Below are 18,769 nucleotides of genomic sequence, written 5' to 3'. Positions count from 1 at the left end.
CCATCCTGGAGGGAACCATGACAGACAAGACCGAACCGAAGTACCGGGCCCTGGCAGCCCTGACCGCCTTCCTGGGCGAGGCCCGTGATGACGAGCGGGGAGACGTGCCCGGCTGGGTGATGATCACCTTGATGTCGGCCGTGCTCGTCGCCGGACTGCTGGCCATCGCGGGCCCGGCTCTGACGGACCTGTTCAACCAGGCGATCAGCCAGGTCACCCAGAACTGACCGTGCTGAACCCGCGTGAGGGCGAACGCGGATCGGCAGTGGCCGAATCCGTCATGGTGATGGCGCTGCTCTCGATCATCTTCGCCGCGATCCTCCAGTTCGGCATCATCATCCACGTCCGCAACACGTTGATCGATGCGGCCAGCGCCGGGGCCCGGTACGGAGCGCTGGGGGACCGGACGCCCGACGACGGCGCGGCCAGGACCCGAGAACTGCTCGCCGGGTCGATTCCGGGAGGCGGCCAAGCCGACGTGTCTGCGGAGACGACGGGCGGGGACGGAACCACCATCGTCAGGATCACCGTGCGCACGCAGATGCCCATGGTCGGCTTCCTGGCCGGTCCCGTGGGATTGGAGGCCGATGGCCATGCCTACCGCTACTGACACCGCTCCTGACACCGCTATCTTCACCACGATTGACGCTCGGCGAACGGAAGATCGGGGAGAGGAAGGCTCGGCCACGGTGGAGTTCGTGCTCCTGGCCGCGCTCCTGCTGATACCGGTGATCTACTTCCTGATGCTGACCAGTCAGATCCAATCCGCGGCCTATGCGTCCGTGGCCGCTGCAGACCAGGCGGCCAAGGCGATGGCTGGAGCCCCCGATGCCTCAAGTGCCGCCGGCCGTGCAGACGAAGTCGTCGCCTTGACGCTGGGGGACTACGGGTTGGATCCCTCTGTGGCGCAGTCCGCCCTGTCCTGCTCCACCAGCCCCTGCCTGGAGCCTGGTTCCTCCGTGTCGGTGGAGGTGTCGATCCGGGTGCCGGTGCCGTTGTTGCCGCAAGGGCTCGGCTGGGACGCCGCCGTCGCCACGGTCACCAGCAGCTCTCAGCAGCCCGTGCCGAGGTTCGGATGAGGGCCCGTCCGCCGTGGCAGGACCCGCGTCAGGACGAGGCAAAGCGGGACCAAGGCGTCATGGGAGCCGGTGACGAGGGACAGACCACGGTGCTGGTCGTGGGGCTGACGGTGGTCTGCCTGTTGCTGGCCACCGTGATCCTCGCCGTGACCACGGTCAACCTCGAGGCCCGCAAGCTGCTGTCCGCAGCGGATGGGGCCACCATGGCCGCAGCGGACAGCTTCACCATCACCATCGAGGAGGGCGGGCACGCGCCGGTGCTCGCTGACGCCGAGGCCGCTGAGGCGGTGGCCGGATATCTGGCCGCCGCCGGTTCGCACGGGCGGTTCGATGGGCTCGTGGTGGAATCCGTCTCCGTGGGCGACGGCGGCCAGACCGTCGACGTGGTGCTGACGGCCACCGCCCACCCGCCCATCGTGAACTGGATCGTGCCGGACGGCATCCGGATCGTGGCCACCAGTTCGTCCCGTACCGCCTTGACGCGCTGAGGAGACTCCATGCCCGCTGACAACACCGAGAACCCCGACAACACCGAGCACCCGGATCTGCAGCGCCTGCGCCGCTGGGAGGAGTCCGGGGGCACCTGGGTGGTGGCCGGCCGCCGTGCCACGTCCTCCGGTGAGACCGTGACCCTCTCCCTGATGACCTGCGACGGGGGAGAGGAGATGGACGTCTTCTCCTCCTCCGATCCGGGGCTGGTGGAGTACGTCTCGGGGGCCGCCGGATGACCGGCGGCCGGGCCGGCGTCGGACCCGGGAACAACACCGGCCCCGCCGCGCTGTAGGCTGGACCCCACCATGGCTGAGACTGACTACACCGCTGAAATCGCGCAACTGCGCTCCACGCTGTCCAACATCGAGCAGGTGTCGGACATGGAGCAGATCAAGGCGGACATCACCCGGCTGGAGGCGGAGGCCTCCGCCCCGGACCTCTGGGACGATCCGGAGGCGGCGCAGAAGATCACCTCCAAGCTGTCCCACCGGCAGACCGAACTCGAGCGCGTCGCCAAGCTGGAGCAGCGCATCGATGACATGGAGGTCCTGGTCGAGCTCGCGGCCGAGGAGGACGACGACGCGGCCCGCGAGGACGTCGCCAAGGAGCTCGAGGCCCTCCGCAAGACGATGTCCGACCTGGAGATCGTCACCCTGCTGTCCGGCGAGTACGACGAACGCGACGCGGTCATCACCATCCGCGCCGGTGCCGGTGGCGTGGACGCCGCCGACTTCGCCGAGATCCTGATGCGCATGTACCTGCGCTGGGCTGAGCAACGTGGCTGGGCCACCAAGGTCATGGACACCGCCTACGCCGAGGAGGCCGGGCTGAAGTCCGCGACCTTCGAGGTCAAGGCCCCCTACGCCTTCGGCACGCTGTCCGTGGAGGCCGGCACCCACCGCCTCGTGCGCATCAGCCCCTTCGACAACCAGGGCCGCCGGCAGACCTCCTTCGCGGCGGTGGAGGTCATCCCGCTCATCGAGTCCGACGACTCGGTCGAGATCCCGGAGTCCGAGCTGAAGGTCGACGTCTTCCGCTCCTCCGGCCCCGGCGGCCAGTCGGTGAACACCACCGACTCCGCCGTGCGCATGACGCACATCCCCACCGGGATCGTGGTCTCGATGCAGAACGAGAAGTCCCAGATCCAGAACCGCGCCGCCGCCCTGCGCGTCATGCAGTCCCGCCTGCTGCTGGTGCGCAAGGCCGAAGAGAGCGCGAAGAAGAAGGAGATGGCCGGGGACGTCAAGGCGTCCTGGGGCGATCAGATGCGTTCCTATGTCCTGAATCCATACCAGATGGTCAAGGACTTGCGCACCAACCACGAGGAGGGCAACCCCTCGTCGGTGTTCGACGGGGCGATCGACGGGTTCATCGACGCCGGCGTCCGCTGGCGCGCCGGCGCCCGCCACGGCGAGGACTGACCACCCGGTCCCTCCGCCGAACGGACTCTTGTTCCCTTGTCCGCGCCGGAACCCCCTGCCTACAGTGACCACGAGGCCCGATCCGGGCCGTGGGCCCGTCCCGGGCTCTCCCGTCACCATCCGCAGCAGGAGGCCGGCATCATGCGCGCAGCACGGTACTACGACGCCAAAGACATCCGCATCGAGGAGATCGACAACCCGACCGCGGGCCCCGGGCAGGTGCTCATCGACGTGGCCTGGTGCGGCATCTGCGGCACTGACCTGCACGAATACCTGGACGGTCCGATCTTCATCCCGCCGGCCGGGCATCCGCATCCCATCTCCGGGGAGTCGGCTCCGCTGACCATTGGCCACGAGATGTCCGGCACCGTAGCGGCACTGGGTGAGGGCGTGGAGGATCTGGAGATCGGCCAGAAGGTGGTGGTCGAGCCCTACGTGATCCGCGAGGAGCATGAGAACGACCAGGACTACCAGCTCTCCCCGGACATGAACTTCATCGGCCTGGGCGGTCACGGCGGGGGCCTGGCCGAACAGATCGCGGTGCGGCGGCGTTGGGTGCATCCGGTGGCAGACCACGTCAACCTGGACGAAGCCGCCCTGATTGAGCCACTGGCTGTGGCCCACCACGCCTTCGTCCGGTCCGGGGCAAAGGCCGGAGACGTGGCCGTCATCGGCGGCGCCGGGCCCATCGGGGCGCTCACCGCCGCCGTCCTCAAGGGCGAGGGCCTCACGGTCTACGTCTCCGAGCTCTCCGAGCTGCGACGGCAGCGGGTCCTGGACGCCGGCGTTGTGAACGACGCCTTCGACCCCCGAGAGGTGGACGTGGCCGCGAAGGTCAAGGAGCTGACGGGTGGTCGCGGCGCGGACGTGGGCTTCGAGGCCACCAGCGTGGACGTGGTGCTGGAGATGCTCCTGGAGGCGGTGCGCCCCGGGGGCGTGATCGTCAATGAGTCCATCTGGGGCCATGAACCGAAGGTCCCCCTCCACCAGCTCGTCCTCAAGGAGATCGACCTCCGCGGCACCATCGGGTACGCCTGGGACCATCCGGCCACGATCAAGCTGATTGAAGACGGCACCGTGGACGTCAAGCCATTCATCACTGGCAAGATCGGCCTGGACGACCTCATCGATGAGGGATTCGACACGCTCATCAACCACAACGAGACCGCGGTGAAGATCCTCGTCTCGCCCACCGGGAAGGGGCTCTGAGCTGGTGGCCGAGCAACCAGACCTGCCGCCCGTCGCCGAGCGCGTCGTCACCGCCGAACGGCACATCGCCGCTGACGCCGGGGACCTCTTCGAGCTGATCGCGGACCCGGCCCGTCAACCGGACTGGGACGGCAATGACAACCTGGCGGAGGCCGCACCCGGCCAGCGGGTCACCGCCGTCGGAGACGTGTTCACCATGGTCCTGACGAAGGACGGCGCCGTCCGGGAGAACCATGTGGTGGAGTTCGAGGAGGGCCGGCGGCTCGCCTGGCTGCCAGCCCCGGTGGGCGAGGAGCCCCTGGGCCATCGGTGGCGCTGGGAACTGGAGCCGGCCCCGGACGGCGGCACGGTGGTCCGGCACACCTATGACTGGACCCGGCTGACCGATGAAACCCGTTTCCGCCGGGCCCTGGCGACCACGGAAATCACCCTGACGGCGTCCATGGACCGGTTGGCCGCACTGGCAGAGTCAGCCGGCTAGGACGGGCGGACCGGACCTCCGCTCACCGGTCTGCGGGTCCGGGTGCGCGCGGTGGTGTGTCGGGGAAGCGGTCCAGGAGATCCTGGCCGACGTCACGGACATCGTCCGGCCGGCGCGCCGCAACAGCGCCAAGGTAGCCCTCCGGAGCGGGGATCACACAGGCCCACAACTCCTCCACATGCCGGTCCAGGGCCCGTTCCACGGGGTGCCAGGTCAGGGTGTGGACCCGGCCCGCCGAGTGAAACGTGGTCTCGGCCCGGCCGGGGCCCAGCAGGAGTTGGTCCGGGGGGTGGTCCAGCCCGGTCCCGGCGGCTTTCAGCACCGCCTCCTTGAGCACCCACAGGGCGATACGCCGCGTCACGGGACCGCCGGTCGGTGTGCCCGTCGGTGTGCCTGCCGGTGTGCCCGGTGATCCGCCGATCTGTAGGCCGGCGGTGTCTCCGCGGCCGGAGAACCGCTCGCGCTCGGCCGCGTGCAGGGCATAGTCGTCGAATCCCGGCATGGTTTGGTCCGGGATGCGCTCGAGGTCCACCCCGATCCGGTCCTGCTCCCGCGCCACGCCGGCCAGGACGGCGCCGCGCCGGCTGGCGGTGCTCAGGCTGAGGCCCGGCAGGGTGGGGCGTCCATGGCCGGTGCCACAGCGCGGACAGGTCCTGTCGATCGGCAACGTGCGGGCGACGTGGGGCGATTCGCCGCGTCGGTACGCCACCAGGAGCCGCAGCGCCGCCCGCCCGGCCAGCATGCGTTGACCATCGGCGGGATCCCGGCCCAGGCCAGCCTGGATCAGGTCGCCGGAGGAGACGACGTCGGACACCCGGCCGCCAGCCCATCCGGTCACCCGGGGCATGGCACGGACCAGGGCGCCGACACCGGTGGCCACCACGGTGATCACCGGCCGACGCGCCGGTACTGCGCCACGGCCAGGGGAGCGAAGACGGCGATGATCACCACGCAGCACAGGGCCGCATACAGCGGAGCGTTCTCGGCGGGCCAGCCGGCGGCAGCCTGGAAGCCCGCGGGGGCCTCGTTGCCGAATCCCTGGCGGGCGGCAGTGGCGACCGCCGTGACGGGATTCCATTCGGCGATCCCCTGCAGCGGGCCGGGCAACGAGGCGGGGGAGACGAAGGCGCCGGAGACGAAGCACACGGGGAAGAGCCACAGCAGCCCGAGGCTCTGGGCGACCTCCACGCTGCGGGCCGTCAGGGCGATGACCGCCCCGATCCAAGAGACGGCGAAGGCGAAGAACAGGAGCAGGCCCACCGTCCCCACCACCTGGAGCGGATCAGTCCCGACCCGCCAGCCGATGGCCAGCCCGCACGCCAGGATCACCAGCAGGGAGACCACACTGGTGGCGAGATCCGACCAGGTCCGCCCGAGCACGACGCCGACGCGGGACATCGGCAGGGCGCGGAATCGGTCGATGATGCCATGGTGCAGGTCCTTGGCCAGATAGACCGCGGTGAAGGACGAGTTGAAGGTCAGGGTCTGCGCCAGGATGCCGCCGATGAGGAACTCGCGGTACTCGCTGCCGCCCAGCGTGCCGCCGAAGACGAACGCCAGGATGAGCACGAACAGGATCGGCTGGGCCACCCCGGTGACCAGCGCGCCAGGGGTGCGGCGCACGACGGTGAGGTTGCGCCGGGCGATCACGCCGCCGTCGCGCACGGCCGACGCCACACCGGCGATCACGCCCGAGGGTCGGTGGGAGACGGTGGAAACGCTGGAGACCGTGGAAACGGCGGGGCTCATGCGGTGCTCTCCTGCAGGAGTTCGGAACGCCGCGCTCCGGCGGGGCTGCGGGTGATCCTGAGGAAGACCTCGTCCAGGGTCGGCTGGCGCAGAGCGGCCTCGGTCACGGGAATCCCGGCTGATGCGAGGACGTCCAGGACGCGCGTCAGGCTCCGGCCGCCGTCCGGGGCGGCCGCGGTGATCCGGCCGGACCGCTGCTCGGCGACGGCCTCCAACTGCAGCGGGCCCAACAGGTCCAGGGCCAGTGCCACCGGACCTCCGGCCTCCAGGACCAGGTCGATGCGGGCGCCGCCGGCCATGGACTTCAGGGAGGCCGAGGTTCCCTCGGCGACGATCCGGCCGCCGTCGATCACGGTGATGGAATCCGCCAGTTCGTCGGCTTCCTCCAGGTACTGCGTGGTGAGCAGCACGGTGGTCCCATCCCGCGCCAGCGAGGTGATGGCGTCCCAGGTGTCCCGGCGGCCGCGTGGGTCCAGTCCGGTGGTCGGTTCATCCAGGATGACCACCGGCGGGCGGGCCACGATGGCCCCGGCCAGGTCCAGGCGCCGGCGCATGCCCCCGGAGTAGGATCCGGCCCGCTGGGTGCGGGGCACTCCGTCGAGCCGGAACTGCTCCAGCAACGCGGCCGCACGGTCCCGGGCCTCACGCCGGCGCATGCCGTAGAGCTCGCCCACCATACGCAGGTTCTCGGGGCCGGTGAGCTTGTCATCCACCGCGGCGTACTGTCCGGAGACACCGAGGTTGGCTCGCACCAGGTCCGGGCGGCGCCGGACGCTGTGACCGGCCACCAGGGCGTCTCCGTGGTCCGGGGACAGCAACGTGGTCAGGACCCGGACGCTCGTGGTCTTGCCGGCCCCATTGGGCCCGAGCAGACCCTGGACGGTGCCGGCGGGCACCTCCAGGTCCACGTCGTCGAGCGCCGTGTACGTGCCGAAGCGTTTCGTCACGCCGCGCAGGGCGATCACGAGACCGCCAGATCTCGCGAGGACAGCGGCGTGATGTCCCGCCAGTGTTCCTCCACGTAGTCCAGGCAGGCCGGCCGCAGGGCGGGGCCGTGGACCACCACCCATCCCGGCGGCACGTCGGCGAACTCGGGCCACAGGGAGTGCTGGCCACGGTCGTTGACGAGCACTCGGAACTGGTCGTCGTCGCGGTCGAAGGGGTTGGTCATGATCTCTCCTGGTGATCGTGGGTGGCGCCGGATCGGCGGGTCTCATCAGGGGTTCGGGGCGGAACCGGCCGCGGATGGGTCGAGGCGGCAATTTCCTCCGGCCACCAGCGGTTTCTCACGGCAGCGAGAGCTGCAGGATCTCGGTCAGGGTCCGCAGGGACTCCGCCGTGCTGAGCAGGCCATCGTGCGAGGCGGCCAGACGATGGTGCTGGACGCGTCCGGAGACATGACGGTGCCAGGATTCCGGAGCGGGCCGGTCAGCCGGCACGTCCCGGGTCGCCTCGAACAGGACCAGGTCACCCTCGAACATGGGTACCGGGGTGGCATCGAGAAGGGATCCGATGGACCGGAAACGACGGACGATGCGGTCGATGCTGTCCTCGGGGACCTCTCCCAGGGGACTCCCGGCCCGCTGCAGCCGGTCTCGGACGGACGCGGCCGTCAGCCGGTCCCCGGATTCCGTGGCCACACCATTGGCCCCCAGGAAAGCGTGCCACAGGGCCTGGGAGTCCTCGACGCCGGCCATCGAGTGACCGGCCGGATAGGCATCCAGCACGGCCAGCAGTCCGACCCGCTGCCCCGCCGACTGCAGGGCAGCGGCGATGGCGTGGGCCAACCGCCCCCCAAGCGACCAGCCGACCAGGTGGTAGGGGCCGTCAGGCTGGATGCCGCGGATGACGCGCACGTACCGGTCCACCAGTTCCGCCAGGGTCTCCGGCTCGCTCTCGGCCGGAGCCTCCGGGGAGATCCCGCCCATCTGCAGGCCCATGATGGGACGGTCCGTGTCCAGACGGTCGGCGAGGGCGGAGTAGGACCAGGCCAGCCCGTTGCCCGGGTGCAGCGCGAACAGCGGTTCACCACGCCCGTCAGGACGCAGGGGCAGCACCGGCCGCAGGCTCGCGGCCACGGAATCCGCGCCGGCGGTGGCGAGGGCAGCCAGACCGGCCACGGTCGGAGCCTGGAAGAGCGCCCGCACCGGCAGCGTGGTGCCCAGGGCGGTGTTGAGCGCGGCGATGGCCGGCTGTGCGACGAAGGAGTGCCCGCCCAGGTCGAAGAACGAGTCGTCCGCCGAGACGTCGGCGACGCCCAGCACCTGGGTGAAGGCAGCGGCCACGGCCTGTTCGGCCGGTCCCTCCGGGGCCCGGCCCGAACCACTCCGGGATTGCGCCTCGGGCAGTGCCCGTTCGTCCACCTTTCCGTTGGCGGTGAGCGGTATCTCGCTGACCACCGCCACCGCTGCCGGGACCATGTAGGCCGGAACGCGGTTCTGCAGGGCGGCGACGACGGCGAACCGGACGCGGTCCTCGGACTCGCCACCTGCATCGCCATCGACCCCAGCATCGCCTCCGCCAGCACCGCCCGCACCGTCCACCCCGCGCTCACCGTGGGCGGCGGGGACCACCCAGGCCACGAGGACGGTGCCCTGCTCCGTCTGCCGGGCACGCACCACCGCCTGGACGGCCACACCGGTGGAGCGCAACAGTGACTCCACCTCGGCCGGCTCCACCCGATGACCACGGATCTTGACCTGGCCGTCCGCGCGGCCGATCATCCTGACCCGCAGCCGCCCGTCGAGGGCTCCCGACGCCGGACGTGCCGCCACCAGGTCGCCGGTGCGGTACATCCGGCTGCCATCCGCGGCGAACGGATCCGGGACGAATCGGGCGGCCGTCTCCCCGGGGCGCCCCCGGTAGCCGTGGGCCAGTTGGGGGCCGGCCAGCCAGAGCTCACCGATCGAGCCCGCGGGCACCGGCTGCAGGCGGGTGTCCAGCACATAGGCCCGCATGGCGGCGGTGGGGGAGCCCAGCTCTGGTGCTGGGTCTCCGGCCACCTCGGCCACCAGGGCGTCCACGCCGGCCTCGGTCGGGCCGTAGAGATTCCAGCTGCGGGTCCGCCGGAGGCGGCGCAGCCAGGCCCAGAGGTCCGGATCTACCGGCTCCCCACCGAGAAGCAGGGTGACGTCGGGGGTGTCCGGGTCGTCCAGGTAGCCGTCGAGGTCGGTGGCGGAGCGCACGGCGGAGACGTAGCTCGGGGTCGTCTCCCAGGCGCTGATCCGGTGGGCACGGAAATACGCCACCAGGGCCTCCGGGTCCCGGCGGGTCTGATCCGGAACCACGTGCACCTCGTGCCCGGCGACGGCCCAGAGCACCGGGTCCAGGGCGGCGTCGAAGCCGACGCCCGTGGTGTGGGCCATCCTCGCCCGAGCACCCTGTGCGCCCGGTGCATCCGGCATCACGGTGGCGCGGTGTGAGGCGAGCAGCTGGGCCAGGGCGGAGTGGGGCACCTGGACGCCCTTCGGACGGCCGGTGGTGCCGGAGGTGAAGATCACGTAGGCCGGGTCCCCGGGTGCCGGCAGCTCCGGTGCCGCGCCCGGCGCGGGTGGCATCGCTGCCACCTCGGCGCCCGGGGCGGGGGCCTGAGCCAGCTGGTCCGTACCGAGCACCTGATCGGGAGCCAGGCCGGCCTGCCGGGCCGCGTCCGCGGCGATCTGCGCGGTCGAGGGATCGTCCGGTGCGCGGTTGGAATCCGGGCCGTGCAGCACCAGGCGTGCGCCGGCGTCGGCCATCATGTCCGCCAGGCGGGCCGGCGGCAGGGTGGAGTCCACCGGCACGGCCACCGCTCCGACCTGCCAGACGGCCAGGAGCGCTGCCACCGTGTCCACGGACCGGGGCAGGCAGAGGGCCACCGCGTCGCCACGGCAGACGTGCCGGGCCCGCAGGCCAGCAGAGAGTGCGCCGACTCGGGTCCACAGGCTGGCGTAGTCGACGGCCTCCGTGGAGTCGACGAGGGCCGTGGACTGCGGCTGGCGGCGGACGGTCTGGGCGAAGTGCTCCAGCACCGGCACCGCGTCCTCCTCGGCCGGCCACGGATCCAGTCGTGTGGCGGCCCCGGCCATCTGCGTGTGGGCGAGGGACCGGTGCGGTGCCGAGGCGACCTCTTCCAAGAAGACCAGCCAGCGGTCCATCAGCCCGTGGACGGCCGCAGCGCTGAACAGCGAGCTGTTGTACTCCAGCACGGCGTCCACGGTCGGATCGTCACCACCGCGGGGCCGGAGGGTCATGGACAGGTCCAGTTTGGCGTGGCCGGTGGATTCCGAGGGCAGCGGCGTGGCCGTGACGCCGGGAAGCTCCGGCACCAGGTCGGTGGGCTCCTCGACCGAGAGCATGGTCTGGAACAGTGGATGACGGCCCAGCCGGCGTTCGGGGGCGAGCTCCTCCACGATCTGCTCGAAGGGCACCTGTTCGTCCTCCAGCGCCTCCAGCGTGACCTGACGGGCCAGGTCCACGGTCTCCGCGAAGCTGAGCCGGCCCTCCTGCAGTGACAGCCGCAGGGGAAGGGTGTTGACGAAGAACCCCACCATGTCCAGCACGTCCGGGTCCGACCGGCCGGCGGAAGGCGAGCCGATGACGAGGTCGTCGCCGGCCCCGATGCGGTACAGGTATCCGGCGAGGGCCGCCAGCCACGCGTGGAAGCCGCTGGCGGACCGGCCGGCGGCCACCCGGCCCAGGCGGCCGGCCAGCTCGCCGGGAATCTCGAAGCGGTACTGGGCCGCCGGCTGCGCCGAGGTGTCCCGCCGCCGTCCGTCGGCCGGCAGGTCCAGCTCCTGGGGTGCGCCGTCCAGCCGGTGGACCCAGCGGGCCAGGGCGTCCGGCCCGGTGCCTTCGGCCACCTGGCGCCGGGCGACGTCGGCCATCTGCACCCGCAGCGGCCGGCTCAGGGCGAGACCCGAGGATACCCGGGCCGCGTAGGCCGTGGCGAGGTCGCGGACCAGGGGCCGCAGGGACACCCCGTCAGTGGCGATGTGGTGGATGACCAGCTCCAGCCGCCAGCACTGCTGCCCTTCAGGGACCAGCGTTGCCCGCAGAGGCGGCTCGTGGGTGAGGTCGAAGCCGGCCGTGATGTCCACCGGGCCGGCGTCGAACAGCCGGTCCGGCACGGGGCCGACGCGCTGCACGGGCGAGCCCTGCACTGCCGGGTAGACGGTCCGCAGAACCTCGTGGCGCTCGACGACGTCCCGCAGGGCGGCCTCCAGGGCGTCCGGTTCCAGAGCCCCCTCCAGGCGCATCCGCACCACCACGTTGTACTCGGCGGTGCCCGGTTCCAGTTGGTTGAGGAACCACAACCGGGCCTGGCCCGCGGTCGGCGGCAGCGGGGCCGCCGGGTCGCGGGGGTGGGCGTCCACCCACTGGCTGAGGGACACGGCCCCGGCCGATCCGGTCGATCCGGCTGATGTCTCGACGTCCCGGACCTCGGACCGGTCCCCGCCGGCGGCGGCGAGGATCAGCGCCGGGGTGGGCGCCTCGAACACCGTCCGCAGGGGCAGGTGCAGCCCGGCCTCCTGCTGCAGGCGACCGACCAGGGTGACCGCCAGCAGGGAGTGGCCGCCCAAGGCGAAGAAGTCATCGTCCAGGCCGACCTCCGTGACGCCGAGCACCTCGCCCATCACCGAGCACACGGCACGCTCCACCTCTGTGACAGGCGCCGTGGAAAGGGCTCCGGCCGCTCCGTCTCGGAGGTCCGCCAGTGGATCCGGCAGGGCCGCCTCATCGATCTTCCCGTGGGCGGTCAAGGGCACGGCAGGGATCGTCATCGCCCGGGTGGGCACCAGGTAGGGAGGCAGTTCCAGGGCAGCGGCCCGACGAGCCTCCTCGGGGTCCCGGGAGCCGACCAGCCAGGCTGCCAGCTGCTCGGTCCCCTCGCCGCCGGGGGCCACCACCCGCACGACGGCGGACGTCACCCCGTCCAGCCGCTCCAGCACGGCCTCGACCTCGGCCGGTTCGATCCGGTAGCCGCGGATCTTGATCTGGCTGTCGTTGCGGCGCAGGAACTCCAGGGACCCGTCAGCCGACCGGCGCACCAGGTCACCGGTCCGGTACATCCGGGCACCCGGGTCCCCTGTGTAGGGATCGGCCACGAACCGGGCCGCCGTCTCCCCGGGGCAGCCACGGTAGCCGTGGGCCTCGGCCGGTCCGCTCAGGTACAGCTCACCGGCGACCCCCGGGGGGACCGGGGCGAGGGTGGAGTCGAGGACGCGTGCGGTGAGGTTCGCCACGGGGGAGCCCAAATGAGGGCGGTCGGCCTCGATGGGAGCCACGAGGGCGTCCACCGTGAATTCGCTGGGACCGTACAGGTTCCAGCCGCGGAGCACGGGGGACGCGGCCACGCGATCCCAGAGGACGGCGGGCAGGGGTTCCCCGCCCAGGGCCAGCAACAGGGTGCGGTCCTGCTCCTGGAGAACGTCCTCGAGCCCGATGGCGAGCAATTGCTGCGCGTAGGAAGGAGTGGTCTCCACGACGTCCACGGTGGCCAGCGCCTCCACCACGGCCTGGGCGTCCACCCGCTCGGCCTCCGAGGGCAGGACGAGCGTGGTTCCGGCCGCGAGCCACAGGATCGGGTCCCAGGCGGCGTCGAAGCCCAGTCCCGTCAGGTGCAGCATGCGGGGCAGGTCCGGAGCGGCGAGCTGCTGGCCGGCGTCGATGATCGTGCGCCGGTGGTGGGCCAGGAGGTTGGCCAGGGCACGGTGCGGTACCTGGACGCCCTTGGGCGTGCCCGTGGTGCCGGAGGTGTGGACCAGGTAGGCGGTGTCCTCGAGACCGGGGGTGGCCGGCAGTGGCAGCCGGCTCCGGGTCCCGGCGGTGCGGAGCGTGTCCGGCCCCACCCGGGGCGGATTCGCGTCCGGGGCGTCCTCACCGATCACCAGCCGTGGCGCGGCACTGGTGGTGATGTGCGCGATCCGCGCGGCCGGATAGGAGACGTCCACGGGCACCGCGATCGCGCCGACGCGCAGGGTGGCCAGCATACTGACCAGTGCCTGGGCGGATCGCGGCAGGCAGATCAGCACCCGGTCGCCGTGGGCCACCCCGTGGGCCACGAGGCCACCGGCCACCTGGTCGACGGTCTCCAGCAGCTCGCCGAAGGTCATCCGGCCGGCGTCGTCCTGCACGGCTGTCTCCTGGGGATGGCGTGCGGCAGACCGTTCGAAGGTCTCCAGAAGGGTGCTGGTCGCGGGTACGGACGGCCCCTGGCCCCATTCCGCCAGCCGGTCTCGCGTGGCCGGTCCCACGGCATCGAGCTCGGAGAGGTGGCGCTGCGCCGAGGTGGCGAAGGCCGTGACCACGCGGTCCAGGGCGTCGAGGATCCGCTGGGCTGTGCCCGCCTCGAACAGGGCGCGGTCGTATCCCAGCACCACCTGCAGCTGCCCGTCGTCACCCTCGGGGGTGCTGACATCGATCATCAGGTCCGTCTTGACTCCGGCGCTCGTCATCTGGGCGGGCACGGTGACGTTGACGCCGTCCAGGTCCAGCACCGCCGGCGGGGTGTTCTGCAGCGTCAGCATCACCTGGAACACCGGGTGGCGTCCGGCCACCCGGGGCGGGTTCACCGCATCGACCACGGCATCGAAGGGCAGGTCCTGGTGTCCGTAGGCCCGGGTATTGGCCTCCCTGACCCGCTCCAGCACCTGGGCCAGCGTCGGATTGTTGGCCACGTCCGTGCGCAGCACGAGGGTGTTGACGAAGAAGCCGACCAGGGGCTCCAGCGCCGGGTCGCCACGGCCCGCGACGGGGGTGCCCACGACGATGTCGTCCCCGGCGCCGTGCTGTCTCAGGGTCACGGCGACGGCGGACTGGAGCACCATGAAGAGGCTGCTGCGGTGCTGGGCGGCCAGGTGCCGCAGGGCGGCGTGACGACCGGGATCCACGGGAAGGCGGACCTCGCCCATACCGGACGGCGCCGCCTCTTCGCCGCGTGCCCGGTCCCGGGGCAGGTCGATCTCAGCGGGGGCGTCCTGCAGGGCCTGCTGCCAGTACCGGTGCATCTGACGGGGGAATGCCTCGCCGTCCCCGAGGAGCTCGCGCTGCCACAGCGTGAAATCGGCGTAGGAGACCTCCAGATCCGGCAACTGGGCGGCCCGGCCGTTCCGGCGCGCCGCATAGTAGGCGGCGAGATCCTGGGCGAAGGGAGCCAGGGACCATCCATCCGTGGCGATGTGGTGCATGACCACCACGAGGGTGTGCACCTGCTCCTCCGTCTGCAGCAGGACGGCCCGCAGGGGCGTCTGGGTGGTGATGTCGAAGGGGCGCTCCGCCTCCGCCTGGACCGCAGCGCCGAGACTGGCAGCGGGGATGCGCACCGCGGTGAAGGGTGGTGCGCCCGCCTCGGGGCCGAGCACCTGCTGCACCGGTTCGCCGTCCAGCAGGGGGAAGACGGTGCGCAGGGGTTCATGCCGCCCGACCACATCCTCCAGGGCCCCGCGCAAGGCATGGGCGTCCAGGTCTCCGGTCAGCTGCAGCACCAGCGGCACGTTGTAGGCCGCCGAGTCCGGGTCCATCCGGTTCAGGAACCAGAGCCGCCGCTGTGTCAGGGAGACGGGCAGCCGCTCGGGGCGCGTCATCGGCTGCAGTGTCAGTGGACTCGCGGTGCCGCGACGTTCTCCGAGTCGTCGGTCCAGGGCACCCACCGTGGGGCACTCGAAGATGTCCCGTACCGCCACCGGCATACCCAGCTCGGCCGTCAGGACCGCGGCGAGACGGGTGGCCAGCAGTGAATGTCCGCCCACGGCAAAGAAATCGTCGTCCAGGCCCAGCCCGGAGCCGGTGGCATCGTGGCCGAGCACCTCGGCGAAGGCCGCGGCGATCCGGCACTGGCGTGCCGTGCTCGGTCGCTGGGCCTCGTCCAGGACGCGGTCGGACGTGGATGAGGAGGATGCGTCGAGGGGATCGGGCAGGCGGTGCCGGTCGAGCTTCCCGTTCGTCGTGAGGGGCAGTTGCTCCAGCACCATCACCGTGCCGGGAACCATGTAGTCCGGCAGGGCCTGCCGCAGGCGGTCCCGGACGGTGACTCCGTCCAGGCGGTCCGGGGTGTCCGGCTCGGTCAGCGTGACGTAGCCGGCCAGCCGGGCCGTCTCGTCCCGGCCGTGCACCACGACGGCGGCCTGCGCCACCCCGACTTGGCGTTGCAACGCGCCCTCGACCTCACCGATCTCCACGCGGTAGCCGCGGATCTTGACCTGGTCGTCCAGTCGCCCGAGGAACCGGACCGAGCCGTCATGCCGGAGCCGTACGACGTCGCCGGTGCGGTACATCCGTGAGCCGTCTGCGGCGAAGGGGTCCGCCACGAAGCGTGCCGCGCTGAGACCCGGCTGGCCCACGTAGCCGCGGGCCATATTGGCACCGGCCAGGTACAGCTCGCCGACGGCACGTTCGGGGACCGGCCGCAAGGCCGCATCCAGGATGTAGTGGCGGCTGTTGCGCACGGGACGGCCCAGGTGGGGTTGCGTCTCCGGCGTGATCTGGGCGACGAGGCTGTCCACGGTGGTCTCGGTGGGACCGTAGAGGTTCACCGCGTGGACCCCGTCCAGGGAGGCGAGGCGCTGCCAGACCTCAGGACCGACCTCCTCACCGCCGACAGCGACCACGGTGGGATGGCCGTCCCGATCGAATAGCCCGGCGTCCAGCAGCGTCTGGACGAAGGACGGGGTGGTCTCGATCGAGTCGATCCGATGGTCGATCAGGTAATCGGCCAGTCGTTGCGGATCCCGCCGGACCTCCTCGTCCACCAGGTACAGAGGGTGGCCCGCCAACAGCCACAGGAGCGGGTCCCAGGAAGCGTCGAAGGAGAGTCCGGAGCTGTGGGCCACCCTGGCCGGCCGCCCCAGCCGTCGCTCCGTGGGCTCGAACAAGGTGCTGCGGTGGTCGAGGAAGAGGTTCCGCAGGGCCGCGCGGGGCACGCCGACCCCCTTGGGGCGCCCGGTGCTGCCGGAGGTGAAGATGATGTAGGCGAGGTCCTCATCGGAGACTCCGCCGACGGCGGGGACCAGCGCCAGTGGGTCGTCCGTGCAGCGCCGCCAGGCCGGCTCGGTGTCAGCGTCCACGGTGAGGCAGGGGACGTTCCAGTCGCCCCCGGCGGAACGGTCGGTGGCGGCCTGGCGACCCGTGGTCAGCAGCAGCACCGGGCCGGCGTCCTCGATCATCCCGTGCACCCGCTCCGCGGGATACTCGGGGTCCAGGGGCAGGTAGGCCGCCCCGGACTTCAGGACCGCCAGCACCAGGACCGGCAGGTGCACTCCACGCTCCACGCGCACGGCGACGGCGTCGCCGCGGCCGATCCCACGGTGCAGCAGATGGTGCGCCAGCCGATTCGAGGTGGAGTCCAGCTCCGCGAACGTCAACGCGCCGTCTGTCCCGACGACGGCGGTGGCCTCGGGACGCGAGGCCACGGTGCGGGCGAAGGAGGCCAGGACCGTCTCGTCCGCGGCAGGATGTTGCGGGCCGAGCCCGTCCTCCAGCAGCAGCCCGGCCTCCTGCGGGAGCGTGATCGGGAGCTGGGACAGGGCGGTGCCCTCCTCGGCGGCGAGGAGGCGGTCCAGGAAGGCGAGGAGGCGTTCGCCGTGGCCGCGCAGCGTGGAGGCGGTGTGCAGCTCGGCGTCACCCTCGAGCAACAGGGCAGCCTCGGCGGCGTCGCTGGTGAGCCCAGAGACCACGAAGGACAGATCGTGCACGGGCCCGGTCGAGAGGATGTGCACGGATCCGGTGGCCGCTCCGAGCCTCAGGTCCTCGACGAGGGGCAGCAGGTTGACCGAGGGGCCGGCATGTCCGGCGGCACCGGAGAGCCGTCCCGGGTGGAACTGCTGGTGTGCCACCGTTCCGCGCAGAGCCTCGGCCGTGGAGGCCATCAGGCTCTCCACGGTCGTCCCCGGGGTGGCTTCCACGGGCAGGGGAAGGATGGTGGAGAGCATGGACGGCGTCGACTTGGCGATCCGGCCCCGCCGTGCCGTGACGGGCAGCCCCACGGAGACCCGTTCATGTCCGGTGATCCGGGACAGGTAGTAGCCGATGGCGCCGATCAGCGTCCGGGAGGCGTTCCGGCCCTGACCGCGCAGGGAGGCGGTCTGGTGACCGGCCAGGGGGATCCGGACGCGCACCACCTCACGTGCCGGCCGGGTGGTGGTGCCCTCCAGGCCGTCCACCGTGGAGTCCCGCTGCAGGCTCTGGCGCCAGAACTCCTCATCCTTCACGTACTGTTCGGACGACTCGTAGTCCTCGAGGGCGGCGAGCAGGTCCCGGTGCCGGGGGAAGGGTGAGGGGATCCGGGCTGCCGTCCGGGCGATGCGCCCCGCCAGGGCGCGCACCGGCAGGGCCCGGGGCACCCGCTGCCGCAGTTCGGTGTAGACGCGGGCCAGATAGTGCAGTGCCAGCACCGCAGAGTATCCGTCGAGCTGGATGTGGTGCACGCGCTGGAAGAGCAGCGAACGGTCCGGAGACAACCGGAACAGCACGGCGCCGAACAGGTCGCCCCGCTCGATCGGACGAGCGGTGGTCATCTCCCGTTCCATCCGGTCCCGCGCCTGCTGCCACGCCACCTCCACGTCGGGCTCCTGCTGGAGGTCCACGACATGGAGGAGGTCGGCCGTCGGTTCGGGGCGGTCGAGCGTGGCGAAGGGGCCGGCGTCGTCCGCGGCGAAGCGCATCGACAACGCATCGATGTCCCGCACCGTCTTGGTCAGGGCCAGGGACAGGAGGTGGAGATCCACGGGGCCGGCGAGATCGAGGTACTGCCCGATCTGGTAGGTCGGATTCTCGGGATCCAACTGCTGCGCGTACCAGATGCCGTGCTGGGCCTCGGTGAGGGTGAGCGCCTCGGACCTGTTCGGTCGGGCGTGTCCGGCGGGCGGTGTCTGGCGGTGGGGCATGGCAGTGGGTCTCCTGGTCTCAGCGGCGGGCGGTGACAGCCCGGAGGTCTCGGTCGGAAAAAGCTCTCAGGAGGGCATCACTGCTGGAACTGGCCCAATTGCAGACCGTTCAGCAGGCCGCCCAGGTCGAGCAGGGGACCGTCCACCAGCGGACCGTTGATGAGGGTGAGGCCGGCCACCACCGCCTGTGTCAACGAGGCGGGATGGGCGCCGGTGATCAGGGCGTTCAGGATCATCAGTGCTGCCACAGCCAGCACAGCCAGCACGGCCCACTGGGCCGGGCGGGTGGACGGTCGGGTCATGGTGCGTTCACTCATGGTCTTCACTCCTGGTGTTCCGGTGAATACGCGCCCCGGGCGGGGCGTCGGTGAGTGTTCGGAGCGCCAGCCGGGACGGATGGGGTGAAGGACGAATGTGAACCAGATCACACGCGTTGCGACGCACGGTGGCGCGCTGAGGACGGGACTGGACCTACAG

14 protein-coding genes are annotated in these 18,769 nt (G+C 71.3%); 8 read left to right on the top strand and 6 right to left on the bottom strand.

Annotated features, from left to right (window positions below; all coding sequences use genetic code 11):
• The first annotated feature begins 17 nt into the window (after positions 1 to 17).
• From ACFFIO_RS09715 to ACFFIO_RS09680, 8 genes are all read left to right on the top strand, one after another.
• Positions 18 to 227, top strand: coding sequence for a hypothetical protein (locus tag ACFFIO_RS09715; protein WP_159549978.1), 210 nt, complete (start codon positions 18 to 20; stop codon positions 225 to 227).
• A gap of 2 nt (positions 228 to 229) precedes the next feature.
• Positions 230 to 610, top strand: a complete 381-nt coding sequence (locus tag ACFFIO_RS09710; protein WP_378041364.1) for a TadE family protein — start codon at positions 230 to 232, stop codon at positions 608 to 610.
• Positions 594 to 1,079 (top strand): hypothetical protein, encoded by a 486-nt coding sequence (locus ACFFIO_RS09705; RefSeq protein WP_378041363.1) that lies wholly within the window; start codon positions 594 to 596, stop codon positions 1,077 to 1,079. Before ACFFIO_RS09710 ends, ACFFIO_RS09705 begins: the two co-directional genes overlap by 17 nt.
• Positions 1,080 to 1,138: 59 nt before the next feature.
• Positions 1,139 to 1,567, top strand: a complete 429-nt coding sequence (locus tag ACFFIO_RS09700; protein ID WP_378041362.1) for a pilus assembly protein TadG-related protein — start codon at positions 1,139 to 1,141, stop codon at positions 1,565 to 1,567.
• 9 nt (positions 1,568 to 1,576) lie between these two features.
• Positions 1,577 to 1,807, top strand: coding sequence for a hypothetical protein (locus ACFFIO_RS09695; protein ID WP_378041361.1), 231 nt, complete (start codon positions 1,577 to 1,579; stop codon positions 1,805 to 1,807).
• A 69-nt stretch (positions 1,808 to 1,876) separates the two neighbouring features.
• Positions 1,877 to 2,992 (top strand): peptide chain release factor 2, encoded by a 1,116-nt coding sequence (gene prfB, locus ACFFIO_RS09690; RefSeq protein WP_378041360.1) that lies wholly within the window; start codon positions 1,877 to 1,879, stop codon positions 2,990 to 2,992.
• A gap of 141 nt (positions 2,993 to 3,133) precedes the next feature.
• Complete coding sequence (locus ACFFIO_RS09685) at positions 3,134 to 4,201, top strand: 2,3-butanediol dehydrogenase (RefSeq protein ID WP_378041359.1); 1,068 nt, start codon at positions 3,134 to 3,136, stop codon at positions 4,199 to 4,201.
• 4 nt (positions 4,202 to 4,205) lie between these two features.
• Positions 4,206 to 4,682, top strand: a complete 477-nt coding sequence (locus tag ACFFIO_RS09680) for an SRPBCC family protein (protein ID WP_378041358.1) — start codon at positions 4,206 to 4,208, stop codon at positions 4,680 to 4,682.
• Between the two features lie 22 nt (positions 4,683 to 4,704).
• Here the strand turns inward: ACFFIO_RS09680 and ACFFIO_RS09675 are convergent, their stop codons facing one another.
• The 6 genes from ACFFIO_RS09675 to ACFFIO_RS09650 form a co-directional block, all read right to left on the bottom strand.
• Entirely contained in the window at positions 4,705 to 5,562 is an 858-nt protein-coding gene (locus ACFFIO_RS09675) for a 4'-phosphopantetheinyl transferase family protein (protein WP_378041357.1), read from the bottom strand.
• Between the two features lie 8 nt (positions 5,563 to 5,570).
• On the bottom strand, positions 5,571 to 6,431 hold the full coding sequence (locus ACFFIO_RS09670; protein ID WP_378041356.1) for an ABC transporter permease: 861 nt from the start codon (positions 6,429 to 6,431) through the stop codon (positions 5,571 to 5,573).
• Positions 6,428 to 7,396, bottom strand: coding sequence for an ATP-binding cassette domain-containing protein (locus ACFFIO_RS09665; RefSeq protein ID WP_378041355.1), 969 nt, complete (start codon positions 7,394 to 7,396; stop codon positions 6,428 to 6,430). Before ACFFIO_RS09665 ends, ACFFIO_RS09670 begins: the two co-directional genes overlap by 4 nt.
• Positions 7,393 to 7,602, bottom strand: a complete 210-nt coding sequence (locus ACFFIO_RS09660) for an MbtH family protein (RefSeq protein WP_378041354.1) — start codon at positions 7,600 to 7,602, stop codon at positions 7,393 to 7,395. The genes ACFFIO_RS09665 and ACFFIO_RS09660 overlap by 4 nt, the downstream gene beginning before the upstream one ends.
• Positions 7,603 to 7,717: 115 nt before the next feature.
• A complete protein-coding gene (locus ACFFIO_RS09655; RefSeq protein WP_378041353.1) occupies positions 7,718 to 18,292 on the bottom strand; it encodes a non-ribosomal peptide synthetase in 10,575 nt (3,524 codons plus the stop codon).
• Between the two features lie 77 nt (positions 18,293 to 18,369).
• Complete coding sequence (locus tag ACFFIO_RS09650) at positions 18,370 to 18,609, bottom strand: hypothetical protein (RefSeq protein ID WP_378041352.1); 240 nt, start codon at positions 18,607 to 18,609, stop codon at positions 18,370 to 18,372.
• Positions 18,610 to 18,769 lie beyond the last annotated feature (160 nt).

The organism is Citricoccus parietis, from assembly GCF_042433045.1.
Classification (GTDB): domain Bacteria; phylum Actinomycetota; class Actinomycetes; order Actinomycetales; family Micrococcaceae; genus Citricoccus; species Citricoccus parietis.
The sequence above is the reverse complement of the archived record's forward strand: the minus strand, read 5'-3'. Positions and strand labels throughout refer to the sequence as shown.

Bases quoted from the DNA above. Each gene is read 5' to 3' on its own strand.
- ACFFIO_RS09715 (WP_159549978.1), top strand. From the start codon at position 18: ATGACAGACAAGACCGAACCGAAGTACCGGGCCCTGGCAGCCCTGACC.
- ACFFIO_RS09705 (WP_378041363.1), top strand. From the start codon at position 594: ATGCCTACCGCTACTGACACCGCTCCTGACACCGCTATCTTCACCACG.
- ACFFIO_RS09700 (WP_378041362.1), top strand. From the start codon at position 1,139: ATGGGAGCCGGTGACGAGGGACAGACCACGGTGCTGGTCGTGGGGCTG.
- ACFFIO_RS09695 (WP_378041361.1), top strand. From the start codon at position 1,577: ATGCCCGCTGACAACACCGAGAACCCCGACAACACCGAGCACCCGGAT.
- prfB (WP_378041360.1), top strand. From the start codon at position 1,877: ATGGCTGAGACTGACTACACCGCTGAAATCGCGCAACTGCGCTCCACG.
- ACFFIO_RS09685 (WP_378041359.1), top strand. From the start codon at position 3,134: ATGCGCGCAGCACGGTACTACGACGCCAAAGACATCCGCATCGAGGAG.
- ACFFIO_RS09670 (WP_378041356.1), bottom strand. From the start codon at position 6,431: ATGAGCCCCGCCGTTTCCACGGTCTCCAGCGTTTCCACCGTCTCCCAC.
- ACFFIO_RS09660 (WP_378041354.1), bottom strand. From the start codon at position 7,602: ATGACCAACCCCTTCGACCGCGACGACGACCAGTTCCGAGTGCTCGTC.
- ACFFIO_RS09655 (WP_378041353.1), bottom strand. From the start codon at position 18,292: ATGCCCCACCGCCAGACACCGCCCGCCGGACACGCCCGACCGAACAGG.
- ACFFIO_RS09650 (WP_378041352.1), bottom strand. From the start codon at position 18,609: ATGAGTGAACGCACCATGACCCGACCGTCCACCCGCCCGGCCCAGTGG.